The organism is Streptomyces sp. NPDC088766, assembly GCF_044750845.1.
Taxonomy (GTDB): Bacteria; Actinomycetota; Actinomycetes; order Streptomycetales; family Streptomycetaceae; genus Streptomyces.
This window is the reverse complement of record NZ_JBIVKQ010000002.1, coordinates 119,732-134,211: the sequence shown is the minus strand read 5'-3', so window position 1 is coordinate 134,211 and position 14,480 is coordinate 119,732. Positions and strand designations below refer to the sequence as shown.

At 74.1% G+C, this 14,480-nt stretch carries 9 protein-coding genes; 5 read left to right on the top strand and 4 right to left on the bottom strand.

Translation table 11 applies throughout. The annotated features are described in order from the left end of the window. Positions 1-276 precede the first annotated feature (276 nt). From ACIP5W_RS03300 to ACIP5W_RS03285, 4 genes are all read left to right on the top strand, one after another. Positions 277-1,272 carry a hypothetical protein gene (locus ACIP5W_RS03300; RefSeq protein WP_401465984.1) on the top strand — a complete coding sequence of 332 codons (996 nt, stop codon included), beginning with the start codon at positions 277-279 and terminating at the stop codon, positions 1,270-1,272. 47 nt (positions 1,273-1,319) lie between these two features. Beyond that, on the top strand, positions 1,320-2,852 hold the full coding sequence (locus ACIP5W_RS03295) for an amino acid permease (RefSeq protein ID WP_401465981.1): 1,533 nt from the start codon (positions 1,320-1,322) through the stop codon (positions 2,850-2,852). A 183-nt stretch (positions 2,853-3,035) separates the two neighbouring features. Beyond that, on the top strand, positions 3,036-4,127 hold the full coding sequence (locus ACIP5W_RS03290) for a mechanosensitive ion channel family protein (RefSeq protein ID WP_401465978.1): 1,092 nt from the start codon (positions 3,036-3,038) through the stop codon (positions 4,125-4,127). 318 nt (positions 4,128-4,445) lie between these two features. Further along, positions 4,446-6,665 carry an NADP-dependent isocitrate dehydrogenase gene (locus tag ACIP5W_RS03285; RefSeq protein ID WP_401465975.1) on the top strand — a complete coding sequence of 740 codons (2,220 nt, stop codon included), beginning with the start codon at positions 4,446-4,448 and terminating at the stop codon, positions 6,663-6,665. A 92-nt stretch (positions 6,666-6,757) separates the two neighbouring features. On the opposite strand, the gene ACIP5W_RS03280 is transcribed toward ACIP5W_RS03285, so the two are convergent. From ACIP5W_RS03280 to ACIP5W_RS03270, 3 genes are read right to left on the bottom strand one after another with little or no spacing between them, the layout of a single operon-like run. Further along, positions 6,758-7,258 carry a hypothetical protein gene (locus ACIP5W_RS03280; RefSeq protein WP_401465972.1) on the bottom strand — a complete coding sequence of 167 codons (501 nt, stop codon included), beginning with the start codon at positions 7,256-7,258 and terminating at the stop codon, positions 6,758-6,760. 5 nt (positions 7,259-7,263) lie between these two features. Further along, positions 7,264-7,902 carry an RNA polymerase sigma factor gene (locus ACIP5W_RS03275; protein ID WP_401465969.1) on the bottom strand — a complete coding sequence of 213 codons (639 nt, stop codon included), beginning with the start codon at positions 7,900-7,902 and terminating at the stop codon, positions 7,264-7,266. 7 nt (positions 7,903-7,909) lie between these two features. Continuing rightward, positions 7,910-9,346: a S8/S53 family peptidase gene (locus ACIP5W_RS03270; RefSeq protein ID WP_401465966.1), complete on the bottom strand. Its 1,437-nt coding sequence runs from the start codon at positions 9,344-9,346 to the stop codon at positions 7,910-7,912. Between the two features lie 353 nt (positions 9,347-9,699). Here ACIP5W_RS03270 and ACIP5W_RS03265 point away from each other — a divergent pair, with 353 nt between their 5' ends. Beyond that, positions 9,700-12,264, top strand: coding sequence for a CHAT domain-containing protein (locus ACIP5W_RS03265; RefSeq protein ID WP_401466939.1), 2,565 nt, complete (start codon positions 9,700-9,702; stop codon positions 12,262-12,264). Between the two features lie 275 nt (positions 12,265-12,539). Here ACIP5W_RS03265 and ACIP5W_RS03260 read toward each other — a convergent pair whose 3' ends face one another. Then, positions 12,540-14,390 carry a LuxR C-terminal-related transcriptional regulator gene (locus tag ACIP5W_RS03260; RefSeq protein ID WP_401465963.1) on the bottom strand — a complete coding sequence of 617 codons (1,851 nt, stop codon included), beginning with the start codon at positions 14,388-14,390 and terminating at the stop codon, positions 12,540-12,542. Positions 14,391-14,480 lie beyond the last annotated feature (90 nt).

Sequence of the window (14,480 nt, the reverse complement as noted above, 5' to 3'; positions counted from 1 at the left end):
CGGCGGCCTCAGCCTGCCGTCGGGCCGCCCGCCCCGTCAAGAGGCGCCGGCCGCCGCCGCCTGCATCGATCCGGCCACGCCAACGCGGTCTTTTCATGGCTCAGTTGCAGTATCACCAAGCCTGGTCGGATCGATCCGGAAACGGGTGTGTGGGGTGCGGGCCGGGCCCTATAGTGACCGCCGACCGAGGCGATCTCCTCATCTGCCGCCCCGAGGAGGGCTGTTGTTACTCCACCCTGTCGTCCCGTCCCGTCCCCGACCGGGGGCGAGCGGCTGATGGCCAGAGACGGAGCACGCCCCGCCTACGATCCCGCGGGCCACGACGGCGAACTGCGGTCGGCCCTCCAGGAGGTGCGCACCGGCCGCTGGCTGTCGATGCGGACCCTGCTGGAGCGCACGACGCAGTGGTGGCAGTGGACCCGGCGCACCCAGGTGCTCGCCGCGGGGGCGGCCGGGACCGATGTGGTCCGGGCCTGGCTCGCCGAGGAGCCGGACAGTGTGCCGGCCGCCGTGATGACGGCGCGGGTCGCCGTCGAGCGGGCACTGCGCGCGCACCGCGAGCGGCACCGCCGTACGCACGAACTGTGGATCGAGGCCTGGGACATGAGCCAGAGCGCCGCCCGTGCCGCGCCGGCCGACCCGGTGCCGTGGGTGTGTCTGCTGGCCCTGGCCCAGCTGGACCGTGAGCAGTCGTGGGAGGAGCACCGGGCGCCGCCGCCGGACCCGGCCCTGCCGCCCGGCCCGTGGGGGCTGCTGGAGGCGGCCGTCGAGCGCGACCCGCACAACCGCGAGGCCCACCACCGCATGCTCCAGTTCCTCTACGCGCGTGCGGCGTCCGGGCGGCTGGCGGAGGCGGCCGGATTCGCCCAACTGGCCGCCGGGAGCGCCCCGCCGGGATCGGCGCTGCACGTCCTGCCGCTGTACGTCCGGGTCGAGCGCTACCGGCGCGGCGGCGGGCGGCAGGCCGCCCTCGATCTGCACTGGGTGGCCGACGACGCCGCCCGTGAGGCGCTGCACGCGCACACCGCGTGGTTCGGGCACAGCGCCGCCGCCGAACGCTCCCCGCTCGATCTGAACCACCTCGCCCACGCGCTGTGGGGCGCACACCGGTTCGCCGACGCGGCAAGGGTGTTCGACGCGATCGGCCCGTACTGCACGCCCCTGCCCTGGGCGTACCGCACCGCGGTGCCGGGCGATCACGGCCAGGCCGCGCAGGTGTTCCTCCAGGCCCGCACCCGCAGTCACCGGGCCGTGCGGCCCGTGCCCGACTGACGGTCCGTCATCACGTATTCGTCCGACCACCCTTCGGAGGATTTGGCATGTCCGGCACTCCCGAACCACCGTTCGCCACCCCCGTCCCGCGGCCCGACGAGGAGCAGCGGCTGCGCGAACTGGGCTACCGGCCCGTGCTGGCCCGCCGCATGGGCGGCTTCGGCAACTTCGCGATCAGCTTCTCCGTCATCTCGATCCTCTCCGGCTGCATGACCCTGTACGGCTTCGGCATGGGCGCGGGCGGTCCCGCGGTGATGCTGTGGGGCTGGGCCGGGGTGGGACTGTTCGTGCTCTGCGTGGGGCTCGCGCTGGCCGAGGTCACCAGCGCGTATCCGACGTCCGGCGCCCTGTACTACATGGCGGACCGGCTCGGCGGGCGCCGCTGGGGCTGGTACACGGGCTGGCTGAACCTGCTCGGGCTGCTCGGCGCGATCGCCGGCATCGACTACGGCGCCGCCCTGTTCGCGGGGGCGTTCGCCAACCTCCAGTGGGGCTTCGAGCCGACGCCGGAGAAGACGATGCTGATCTTCATGGCGATCCTGCTGCTGCACGCCGTGCTGAACCTGTTCGGGGTCCGTCTGGTCAGCGTCCTGAACTCGGTCTCCGTGTGGTGGCACCTGGCCGGGGTGGCGCTCATCGTCGGCGCGCTGGCCGTCGTCCCCGACCACCACCGCTCCCCGTCCTTCGTCTTCGGCGAGTTCGTCAACGACACCGGCTGGGAGAACCCGGTGTACGTGGCGGCGATCGGCCTGCTCCTTGCCCAGTACACGTTCTCCGGCTACGACGCCTCGGCGCACCTGTCGGAGGAGACCGCCAACGCGTCGGTGTCCGCGGCGCGCGGCATCGTCCGCTCGATCTGGGTGTCCTGGGCGGCGGGCTTCGCCCTCCTGGCGGGCCTCACCTTCGCCATCCAGGACTACGACGCCACGCGCGCCACCGCGACCGGCGTGCCGCCCGCGCAGATCCTCCTGGACGGGCTCGGCACGGACGGGGCGAGCGCGCTGCTGCTCGTCGTGATCGTCGCCCAGCTGTTCTGCGGCAACGCCGAGGTCGCCGCGGCCAGCCGGATGGTGTTCGCGTTCAGCCGGGACGGCGCCCTGCCGGGCTCGCACCTGTGGCGCAAGGTCAGCGCCCGCACCCAGACCCCGGTCGCCGCGGTGTGGCTGTCGGTCGCCGTCGCCTGCCTCCTGGCCCTGCCGTCGCTGTACTCCGCGACCGCCTACGGCGCGGTCACCGCGATCAACGTCATCGGCATCACGCCCGCGTACGCCATCCCCGTGCTGCTGCGTCTGCGCGCCGGGGACCGTTTCCGGCCGGGTCCCTGGAACCTGGGCCGCTGGAGCAGGCCGATCGGCTGGACCGCCGTGGTGTGGGTGGCCTGTGTGACGGTGCTGTTCTGCCTGCCGCAGTCCTCACCGGTGACGGCGGACACCATGAACTACGCGTCCCTCGCCCTCGTCGTCGTGCTGCTCCTCGCCACGGTGTGGTGGTTCGTGGCCCGCCGTTCCTACGGCACGCCCACGGCGGCGGCGTACGGCTCGGACCGGGAGCAGGCGGAGCTGGCCGAAGGCATCGTCTGAGCCGGTCACCGGGTACGAACAGGCGTCGCGCATACGGCAGGATGAGCGGTCGCGTCCGTGCACGGGACGGGCGCGACCGCACTTCGCACTTCCCGGAACCGAGCAGGTGACCCAAGTGACGACACATCACATCCGGCCGTCGGCGCCCCCCTTCGCCACGGACCGTCCCTCCGGAGGCGACCGGTGAACCGCACGCCGACCCTCGACGACGCCGTCCTCGCCGGAACAGCCCTCGCCGCGGGCCTGTTGGTGGCGTTCGCGTCGCGGACGCTGCTGCGCTGGCTGGCCAAGCACGCCAAACGCACCAAGTGGAGCGGCGACGACGTCGTCGTGGACGCGCTGCGCACGGTCGTGCCGTGGGCGGCGCTGGTGGGCGGCGGGGCGGCCGCGGCGGCCGTACTGCCGCTGACCAGGCCCGTCCAGCACACCGTCAACCAGAGCCTGACCGTCCTGCTGATCTTCGCGGTGACGGTGTCGGCGGCCCGGGTGATCGCCGGTCTGGTGCAGAGCGTCACCCACGCCCGCTCCGGTGTGGCCGGATCCGCCACCATCTTCGTGAACATCACGCGGGTGCTGGTCCTGGCGCTCGGCTTCCTGGTCGCGCTCCAGAGCCTCGGCATCTCGATAGCGCCGATGCTGACCGCCCTCGGCGTCGGCGGTCTGGCCGTCGCGCTGGCACTCCAGGACACCCTCGCGAACCTCTTCGCGGGCATCCACATCCTCGCCTCCAAGACCGTGCAGCGCGGCGACTACATCCGGCTCAGCAGCGGTGAGGAGGGCTACGTCGAGGACATCAACTGGCGGCAGACGACCGTGCGCGCCCTCTCCAACAACCTGGTCGTCATCCCCAACGGGGAGCTCGCCAAGTCGAACATGACCAACTTCATGCGTCCCGAGCAGCAGCTGACCATCCTGGTGCAGGTGGGCGTCGCCTACGACAGCGACCTGGAGCACGTCGAGCGGGTCACCTGCGAGGTGGTGACCGAGGTGATGACCGAGATCACCGGCGCCGTGCCCGACCACGAGCCGCTGGTCCGCTTCCACACCTTCGGCGACTCCCGGATCGGTTTCACGGTGATCCTCGGCGTCGGCGAGTTCAGCGACCAGTTCCGGATCAAGCACGAGTTCATCAAGCGCCTGCACCGCCGCTACCGCGCCGAGGGCATCCGCATCCCGGCGCCCGCCCGCACCGTGGCGCTCCAGCAGGGCGCGGTGGTCATCCCGCAGCAGCGCACGGGCGACGACCTGGTGCCGCCCACGGCCCTGCACGACTGATCCCGCCGGCCGTCCGGGACGGCCACACGTCCGGGACGGCCTGCACGTCCCCGACAGCCCGGACGGCCCCGACGGCTTCGGGCGCGGCGGCTTCGGGCGCGGCGGCTTCGGGCGCGGCGGCTTCGGGCGCGGCGGCCGGTCCGGCCGGGGCCGGCCGCCGCGGGGCGTCGTGGGCACCGTGGTGGGGTCGTCGTGGGAACCGTGAGTCGCCATGGGGTCGCCGTGGGGTCGCCATGGGGGTCGGGGTCCTGTCGAGTCCGGGTCGGTCACGAGATATCTTGATGTCGAGCAATGTTGCAGACGTGGAGCGGAGCACCGGTGACTGACTCGACCATCATCTATACGCACACTGACGAGGCCCCGGCCCTGGCGACGTATTCCTTCCTGCCGGTGGTCCAGGCGTACGCCTCGCAGGCCGGTGTCTCCGTGGAGACGCGGGACATCTCGCTGGCCGGGCGCATCATCGCCGTGTTCCCGGAGTACCTGACCGAGGACCAGCGGATCCCGGACGCCCTGCACGAACTGGGCGAGCTGGCGAAGACGCCCGAGGCGAACATCATCAAGCTGCCGAACATCTCGGCGTCGATCCCGCAGCTCAAGGCCGCGATCGCCGAGCTCCAGGCGCAGGGCTACGCGCTGCCGGCCTACCCGGACGACCCCAAGACCGACGAGGAGCGGGAGATCCAGGCCCGCTACGACAAGGTCAAGGGCTCGGCCGTGAACCCGGTCCTGCGCGAGGGCAACTCCGACCGGCGCGCCCCCGCGTCGGTCAAGAACTACGCCAAGACCCACCCGCACCGCATGGGCGCCTGGACCGCCGAGTCCAGGACCAACGTGGCGACCATGGGCGAGAACGACTTCCGCTCCACCGAGAAGTCCACCGTGATCTCCGAGGCCGGCGCGCTGCGCATCGAGCTGGTCGGCGAGGACGGCACCACCACCGTCCTGCGCGAGTCCGTCCCCGTCCTGGAGGGCGAGGTCGTCGACGCCTCCGTCCTGCACGTGGCCGCGCTGCGCGAGTTCCTGACCGCGCAGATCGCCCGCGCCAAGGCCGACGACGTGCTGTTCTCGGTGCACCTCAAGGCCACGATGATGAAGGTCTCCGACCCGATCATCTTCGGTCACGTGGTGCGCGCCTTCTTCCCGAAGACCTTCGAGCGGTACGGCGCGACCCTGGCCGCCGCCGGCCTGACCCCGAACGACGGTCTCGGCGGCATCCTCAAGGGCCTGGAGGGCCTGCCCGAGGGCGACGCCGTCAAGGCCTCCTTCGAGGCCGAGCTGGCCGAGGGCCCGGCCCTGGCGATGGTCGACTCCGACAAGGGCATCACCAACCTGCACGTGCCGTCCGACGTCATCGTCGACGCCTCGATGCCGGCGATGATCCGCACCTCCGGCCACATGTGGGGCCCGGACGGCCAGGAGGCCGACACCCTCGCGGTGCTGCCGGACTCCTCGTACTCGGGTGTCTACCAGGCCGTCATCGAGGACTGCCGCGCCCACGGCGCCTTCGACCCGTCGACCATGGGCTCGGTCCCGAACGTCGGCCTCATGGCGCAGAAGGCCGAGGAGTACGGCTCCCACGACAAGACCTTCGAGGTCAAGACCGCCGGCACGGTCCGCCTGGTCGACCTGGCCGGCAACGTCGTCCTGGAGCAGCCGGTCGCCGAGGGCGACATCTTCCGCGCCTGCCAGACCAAGGACGCCCCGATCCGCGACTGGGTCAAGCTGGCCGTCACCCGCGCCCGCGCCACCGGCGCCCCGGCCGTGTTCTGGCTGGACGGGACCCGCGCCCACGACGCGCAGCTCATCGCCAAGGTCGAGGCGTACCTGGCGGAGCACGACACCGAGGGCCTGGACATCCGGATCCTCGACCCGGTCGAGGCCACCAAGCTGTCGGTGGAGCGCATCCGGCGCGGCGAGGACACGATCTCGGTCACGGGCAACGTCCTGCGCGACTACCTCACCGACCTGTTCCCGATCCTGGAGCTGGGCACCAGCGCCAAGATGCTGTCGGTGGTCCCGCTGATGGCGGGCGGCGGCCTGTTCGAGACGGGCGCCGGCGGCAGCGCGCCGAAGCACGTCCAGCAGCTGGTGAAGGAGAACTACCTGCGCTGGGACTCCCTCGGTGAGTTCTTCGCGCTGGTGCCGTCGCTGGAGCAGTACGCCGACTTCACCGGCAACTCCCGCGCGAAGGTCCTCGCCGACGCCCTCGACCGCGCCACGGCGACCTTCCTCAACGAGGACAAGTCCCCGACCCGGCGCGTCGGCGGCATCGACAACCGCGGCAGCCACTTCTACCTGTCCCTGTACTGGGCGCAGGAGCTGGCGCGGCAGACCGACGACGCCGACCTCGCGAAGGCCTTCGCCCCGCTCGCCGAGACCCTCGCGGCGAACGAGCAGAAGATCGTCGAGGAGCTGAACGCCGTCCAGGGCGAGCCGGCCGACATCGGCGGCTACTACCAGCCCGACCCGGCGAAGGCGGCGGCGGTCATGCGCCCGTCGGCCACCTGGAACGAGCTGCTCGCCTCCCTGAGCTGACGCCCGCCCGCTGAACCTCCGCCCCGACCGGCGCACCGCCCGGCCGGGGCGGAGGCGCGTGCCGGACGGCCGCGGTCACGTGGCGGACGGTGTCAGGCGCGCATCCACTCGGTGACCACCACCTCGCCGCCCGCGCGCAGGCGCAGGGCGAACGGGCCGGTGGGCCGGGCCTCGCTGGTGAAGCGGCCCATGTCGTCGGCGGTCAGGGCCGCTCCGGCGCGGGGGCCGTCGAGGACCTCGACGGAGGCGGACTGCGGGGGCAGCAGCTGCCCCATGATCCCGTGGGAGGTCACCTCGACGTCGACGGTCAGCCCGCCGGTGTGGAAGGTGAGCATCCGCGGGACGTCCACCGCTCCCCTGACCGGGATGGCGTCGACCAGTGAGTCGAAGGTCAGCTCGGCGACCTTCGCGTCGAGGTCGTGCAGCGCGTAGGCCTCGACGGCGAGCAGGCGCAGCCCGGCGGGCACCGGATCGAGGATCGCGGCGGCCTCGCGGAGTTCCGCCTCCAGGCCCGCGTGGTCGGACCGCGCGTCGTGGCGGGTGTCGTCCAAGGCGTTGTCGTCGAAGGCGTTGTCGTCCATGTCGTCGTCCATGTGGCTCACAAGGCTCCCCGTGCGTCGAGTCGGGCCCGCAGGCGGCGCAGGCATCGCTGGCGCATCGGTCCGATGCTGCCCACGGCGATGCCCAGGGCGGCCGAGACCTCCTGGTAGCTGGGCGGTGGCGAGGAGATCAGCACCCGCAGCAACTGCCGGCAGCGCTCACCGAGCGCCTCGAACTCCTGCCAGAGGTGGCGGACGCGCTCGCTCTGCGCGGCCGCCTCCTCCGAGTCCAGCACCGACTGTTCCGGCGTACGGTCCTCGCTGACCCGGTCGAGCAGCTGGGGATCGTCCGTCGGGGTGAGCCGGCGCAGACTCCTGATCACTTTCAGGCACTCGTTGCGCGTGGTGCTCGCCAGCCAGGAACCCGCCTTGTCGGGTTCGCGGATCCGCCCGAGGTGCTGGGCGAACCGGAACCACACGGTCTGGTACACCTCGTGCCCGTCGGCGTCGGAGAGCCGGTGTGCGCGCACGACGGACCACACCAGCGGGCTCAGCCCTTCCACGATCGCCTTCCAGGCCGCCGTGTCACCGTCGACGGCGGACCGGACGAGCGCGCCGACTTCACTACGGTCCACGGTCCCACCCCTTGTGTACGGCACGTCATCGTACGCCGTGACGGGGCCGGACCCGGACCTCATGACGCCCTCACGCCGGCACGGCCGGCTGCCCCACGGGCACCGGTGTCCAGGTGGCCGGCAGCAGTGCCGGCACGGGGGCTCCGCGCACCTCGGCCGACTCGGCGTGCGCGGCGAGCAGTTCGCGGGCGGCGGCGCGCGGGTCGGTCAGGCCGTCGGCCGTCATGTGCGCGGCGACGAGGCCGGCCACGACGGGCGTCGCGAAGGAGGTGCCGCTCCAGGAGGCCAGTCCTTCGAACATGACCTGGTCGGGCTTGCCCGCGCCGGCCGCCCGCTCCTCGCTCAACACCCCGGTGTGGCGCGGCGACTGGCAGGTACAGGCGTAGGTGAAGCCGTAGCGGCAGGCGTCGTAGGTGGAGTGCTGGTACACGTACGGGACGGGGCTGCCGAAGCCGGTGAGGGCGCTGGTGAGGCGCTCGCCGGGGGCGTAGACCCTTACCCAGGGGCCGTGGTTGCTGAAGCAGGCGCCGAACTCCCCGTCGCCGCGCAGCGCTCCGACCGACAGCACCGCGTCCGCGTACTCGGGCAGGGCGGCGTAGGCGGCGGGCCAGAAGGGCGTGGCACTGGCGTTGTTGCCCGCGGCGGCCACCAACAGGGTTCGCTGCGCGCGGAGTTCGTCCATGAAGGCGGCCACGCCGAGCAGGCCGTCGACGCGGCCGTTGGAGGTGCCGGCGGAGAGGCTGAGGATGTCGGGCCAGCCGCCCTGCTCGACGGCCTCGAACAGCTTGTCGCCGAAGTCGTACTCGAGGATCGCACCGGCGTCGTTGAGGGTGTTGCGCACGGTGATGTCGGTGTTGGGGGCGACGGCCGCGACGAGCCCGGCGATGAACGTGCCGTGGCCGACGTACTGCTGGAGGACGCCGTCGTCGTCGGTCTCCCGGATCTGCGCGTCGCCCTCGGTGTGGGCGAGGAGGGGGTAGGAGCGGTGGTCGTGCATAAGGCCGGTGTCGACGACGAGCACGCCGACGGCGCCGGCCGGGTCGTGGGCGGTCCGGGCCGCGGCCGGGTTGGGCAGGGCGTTGTAGCCGGCGGGCACCGGCTCGTCGCCGGGACAGGCGTTGACCGCGATGGACACCACGTGGTTGCGGCTGACCAGCCGGCGGCCCACGCGGTCCTCGGTGCCCCGCAGGGCGCGCAGGGCGCCCGCGACGGCGCGGTCCGTGCCGGGCACGCCCTGGCCGGGATCGGCGACCCGGATGCGGGTGATGCCGGAGCGGTTGGCCTGCGGTCCGGCCCGGCGCACGTGGTCGGGGGTGAGATCGGGGGCCGCGGTGAAGTGGGTGCGGACGGCGTCCTCGACGACCCGGGCCTCCTCGCCGTCGCGCGCGAGGACGACGCCCTTCTCGTAGATGAACTCGGCGGAGTCGTCCGGGCCCATCGCCAACGGCACGCCCGGCAGAGCGCGTTGGATCTGACCGAACTGTTCGTGGAATCTCTGTGGTGCCATGACCCGTCCTCCCCTGAACCCGATGGTCGTCTATCAGACCCGCGGAACCCCTGTCTGATACAGGTGGTGCGACGACAGCGGGGAGGGGCGCGGTTGCGACCGCGCGCCCTCGGCGTGCGCGGCGGTGCACGGCAGTGCGGTGCAATGCGGGGCAATGCGCGACGGTGCGCGGCGATGTGCGACGGTGCACGGCCTCGCTCCGGGGGACGCAGGGCGGGCGGTGTGCGCGTCCCGTTGACGCGGCGTCTCACAAGTACAACCTGAAACGACCTCAGCCCTGTGTGACATGCGACCGGAGCACTACCATCCGTGGGGTGACAGCGGGAAACGACACGGTGCTCGAGCTGCTGCCCATGGTGTTCGCCGCCCCCAACGACGCCCTGGCACGGGCGGAGGGAGTGCTCCACACCGATCCCCCGCCCCTGCACGCCTCGGTCGCCCACCAGGTGATCGGCATCTGGCAGCGGGACTGGGGCGACCTGCGTCTCGCCCTGGACCACCTGCGGCGCGCCCGCACGCTGGCGGCGCGCGCCGACTCCGCGGAGCGGGAGGCGGACGTCCTGGCCACCCTCGGCGTGGCCCTGGTCCACGCGGGCCGCACCCGGCAGGGCCTGACGGCGTTCGAGCGGGGCATCGAGCGCGGTACGGGGCACACCCGCGCGCGCGTGCGGTACCGGCGGGCGTACTCCTGGTGGGTGCTGGGCCATCACCGCGAGGCGCTGGACGACCTGCGCCGGGCGATCACCGTGCTGCGGCAGGCGGACGACGTCATCTGGACGGCGCGCGCCCTCACCCTGCGCGCCACCGTGCACCTGGCGCTCGGCGCGGTGGAGCGGGCCGACGCCGACTTCACGGCGGCCGAGGCGCTGTGGGACACCACCGGCCAGGAGCACGACAAGGCGGACGCGGTGGAGAGCCGGGGGCTCGCCGCGTTCCGCTCGGGGGACGTTCCGGCGGCGCTGCGGCTGCTGGACGAGGCCGAGGAGCGGTACGCCAAGCTGGGCACGCCCACCTTCATGCTCGACATCCGGCGCTGCGAGGTGCTGATGGCGGCCGGGCTGGCGCCCGAGGCGCTGGCCGAGGCGGACGCGGCGATCACGGTCCTCGACGGGATCGGCGGGCAGTCCACCCGCAAGGCGGAACTGCTGCTGGCCGCGGCGAAGGCGGCCCGGCTGGCGGGCGATCCGGGCACGGCGACCGCGCGGGCGGCGCTGGCGGTGCGACTGTTCGCCGGACAGCGCCGGACCTGGTGGGAGGCGCACGCCCGACTCGTCCTGATCGAGGCGCGGGTGGCGACCGGACGGAGTTCGGGGCGGCTGGTCGCGGACGCGGTGCGGGTGGCGGAACGGCTGTCCTCCTTCGGGGCGCCCGCCGCGCCGGAGGGCTGGCTGCTGGCGGGCCGGATCGCGCTGGACCTGCACTGGGCCGAGGACGCCGAACGCTATCTGGCGGTCGCCGCGCGCAGCCGGCGCAGCGGGCCGCCGCTGGCGCGGATGACGGGCTGGGCGGCGCAGGCGCTGTGGGCGCGGGCGACCGGTTCGGGGCGGGGCGTCCTGGAGGCCTGCCGGCGCGGCCTCGACGTCCTCGACGACCACCGCACGACGCTGGGCGCCTCCGAACTGCGGGCCCGTGCCACCGCCCAGGGGGCCGAACTCGCCGCGCTCGCACAGCAGGTGAGCCTGGAACGGGGCGGCCCGCGGCGACTGCTGGTGTGGAGCGAGCGCTGGCGGGCCACCGTGTTGTCGGCGCCGCCCACCCGGCCGCCCGCCGATCCCGCGCTGCTCAGCGGGCTGACCGCCTACCGCGAGATCGCCGCCCGCGCGCAGGGCGCGCGGATGGACGGCCGTCCGGTGCCGACGCTGGAGCGCGAGCAGCGCCGTCTGGAGCGGGAGATCCGCTCCCGCACCCTGCACATCCGGGGCGATTCCCCCGGGGACGGCGACCGGTTCGACGTGGGCCGGCTGCTGGAACGGCTCGGCGACGGGCGGCTGGTGGAGATCGCCGTACTGGACGGGCGGGTGCAGGTGCTGCTGTGCGGGGGCGGGCGGGTGCGCAGGTTCGCGGGCGGGCCGGTGGCCGAGGCGGAGCGGGAGGCCGAGCATGTGCAGGCCGGGCTGCGGCGGCTGGCGCACCCCGGCGCGGACGCGCGGCTGCCGGTGGTGGAGGCGGCCGGCCGGCGGCTGGAGGACCTGCTGCTGGGCGAGGCAGCCGCGCGGCTGGGGCCCGGCCCGGTCGTGATCGTCCCCCCGGCCCGGCTGCATCAGGTGCCGTGGGCGCTGCTGCCGGCCCTGCGGGAGCGGGTGCTCAGCGTGTCGCCGTCGGCGAGCAGCTGGCTGCGGGCCCGGGAGACCGACCCCGTGCCGGGCGGGCGGCACGTGCTGGTGCGGGGGCCGGGTCTGGCGTCCGGGGGTGCCGAGGTGCCGGAGGTGGCGGGCCGGTACGGCGGGCCGACGGTGCTGGAGCACGCGGACGCGCGGGTACCGCGGGTGCTGGAGGCACTGGACGGGGCCGCGCTGGCGCACATCGCCGCACACGGCACCTTCCGGGCGGACAGTCCCATGTTCTCGTCCCTGCGCATGGCCGACGGCCCGCTGATCGTGCACGACTTCGAGCGCCTGGCCCGCAGTCCGTACCGGATCATCCTCTCCAGCTGCGACACCGCCCGCCTCGCCTCGGTGGGCGCCGACGAACTCCTCGGTCTGGTGACGGCGTTGCTGCCGCTCGGCACGGCCGGGGTGGTGGCGAGCAGCGCACCGGTCAACGACGAGGCGGTGGTCGCGCTGATGCTGGCCCTGCACAAGGGGGTCAGCGCCGGCCTGTCCCTGGCGGAGGCGCTGCGCGACGCCCGCGCCGCCCTGCCGGGGGACGCGCTGCACCAGGCGACGGGGTGGGCGTTCACCGCCTTCGGAGCCGCGTGACCGCCCGTGGCCGGGCGGACGGGGACCCCGTGACCCGGCGGACGGGGACCTTCGTGGCCCGCTTGATGTGAGCGCCCACCGCCCGGCGGAAGCGAACCTCCGCCGCCCGGCGGCCCAGGCCGTCCGGGCGCAGGGCAGGTCCACCGGCCACGGCAGTGCCACCGCCGTCGCCCCCACCCGCGACCGCGACCAGGCAACGGGACGGACCCCCGCCACCTCCCGAACCGCACGAACGCCCACCGCCCGGCGGATACGGCCTCCCGCCGCCCGGCGGCTCAAGCCGTCCGGGTGCCGGGCAGGTCCACCAGCCACGGCAGTGCCGCGCGGTCGCTCGCACCGAGGCGGGTGTACGCGCCGTACAGGTGATTGCCGACGGTGCGGACGGACAGGGTCAGCCGCTCGGCGATCTGCCGGTTGCTGAGGCCGGCCGCCGCGAGCGTGACGATCTGGCGCTGCCGGGCGGTGAGTTCGCCCAGCACCAGTCCCGCCAGGGCGGGGGTACGAGCGCCCTGGCACCGGCGGGCCAGGGCGACGGCACGGGTGCGGGCGGTGCGGGCCACGCGCGGGTCCCGGTGCAGTTGCGCGGCCTGTGCGTGCGCCTCGGCCGCGAACAGCAGGAACCCCCGCTCCGCCAGCTCGGCGGCGACCCCGTCGAGTCCGGGCCCGTCCCCGCGGGCCAGGGCTTCGGCGTGCCGCGCGAAGACGCCGCCTTCGGGAGCGGCCTGCCGTACGGCGTCACCGGCGCTCACCCGGTCCGGCGTCGCGGACGGCGCTCCCGGCCCCACCGCGGCCCGGCTCTGCGGGGTGGAAAGCGGCCGTCGCGGCGAGTCGACCCGTCCGGCCTCCGAGGACGAGGCCCGTTCAGGGCCGGGGGCGGGGGCGGGGGCGAACTCTTCCCCCAGCCCCTCCGTCGCGCAGCCCAGTTCGGACAGACAGCCCGCGTCCCCCGGAGTCCCCGCCAACCCCTCGCGTGCCCAGGCCACCGCTTCCCGCAGTTCCCCCCGCAGCCGGGCGAACCGCGCCCGCACCGCCGCGTACCCGGCCGGAACCGGTTCCCCCTCTCCCACCAGCCAGTCCCCCACCGGCGCCGCCGCCGACCGCACGTCCGCCGCGTCGATCCGCCGCAGCAACTCCGCCGCCTCCGCCTCCAGCGCCGCCCCGCACGGCGGCCGTCCCGCCGCCAGCCGTCGGGCCCGCAACCGCCCCGCGGCCGCCCGCAGCAGCGGGCCGTGCAGCGGATGGGCGAGCCGAACCGTGGCGTCGTCGTCGGCACGGACCAGCCCGTCGGCCTCCAGCCGTTCGAGAACATCCAGGTCCGGCCCTGCCACCGCCGCGGTCAGCGGCAGCGGCTCCGCGAAGGCGAGCCGGTCGAGGACCTCCCGCTCCTCGGGGCGGGACCGGCCGAGCACGGCGGCGGCCCGCTCGCGCAGGGCGGGCGTCACCGGGACCGGCCCCCGCCACCTCCACTCCTGACCGTCCGGCACCCGGTCGAGCCGCTCCCGGTCCCGCAGCGCGTCCAGCAGGTCACGCAGCAGACCGAGGTCGCCCCCGGCCAGCCGGTGCAGCCGGTTGACGGTGAGCGGCTCCGGACCGGCCCCGGCGACGGCGGCCAGCAGCTGGGCCACGTCCTCGCGGGGCAGGGGCTCCAGGGCCAGCCGCGGCAGGAGGTCACCCGAACGCAGACGGGCCACGGCATCCGGCGCCGACGCGCCGTCCGCGACGAGGACCAGCAGCCGGGTGCGTCCCCGCACCGCGAGCTGGTGGACGACGGCGGCGGAGTCGTCGTCCAGCAGCTGGGCGTCGTCGACCAGCAGCAGCCGCACACCGGACAGCAGGTGGACCGCGCGGTGCAGGGTGACGCCCTCGGGAAGGAGGTGGGCGAAGGCGGCGAAGGCGGTGCCGCGGGTCTCCGGCGTGCCGGCCACCCGCACGCACTCCGTTGCGCGCACCGCCTCCGCGGCCAGCCGGCTGCGGCCGACGCCGGGCGGTCCGGTCACCACGACGCCCGGCCGCCCGGCGCCCAACGCACCTCGCAGCAGCTCCAGTTCGTCCTCGCGGCCGGTGAACGGCCATGGCGGCGAGGAGAGCGGCCGAAGGGTCCTTGTGTCATGTACGGAGGTCGTCACGTCTACAGGAGTCCGCATACTCATGCCTGATACAGGGCGACTTGAGTAGGCCCCGACTCAGGCCCCGGACGGTGCCGCGGGGCAGTCTGG

Excerpts from the sequence above, each read along its gene's own strand:
- ACIP5W_RS03300 (WP_401465984.1), top strand. The coding sequence starts at position 277 with ATGGCCAGAGACGGAGCACGCCCCGCCTACGATCCCGCGGGCCACGAC.
- ACIP5W_RS03295 (WP_401465981.1), top strand. The coding sequence starts at position 1,320 with ATGTCCGGCACTCCCGAACCACCGTTCGCCACCCCCGTCCCGCGGCCC.
- ACIP5W_RS03280 (WP_401465972.1), bottom strand. The coding sequence starts at position 7,258 with ATGGACGACGACATGGACGACAACGCCTTCGACGACAACGCCTTGGAC.
- ACIP5W_RS03275 (WP_401465969.1), bottom strand. The coding sequence starts at position 7,902 with ATGAGGTCCGGGTCCGGCCCCGTCACGGCGTACGATGACGTGCCGTAC.
- ACIP5W_RS03270 (WP_401465966.1), bottom strand. The coding sequence starts at position 9,346 with ATGGCACCACAGAGATTCCACGAACAGTTCGGTCAGATCCAACGCGCT.
- ACIP5W_RS03265 (WP_401466939.1), top strand. The coding sequence starts at position 9,700 with ATGGTGTTCGCCGCCCCCAACGACGCCCTGGCACGGGCGGAGGGAGTG.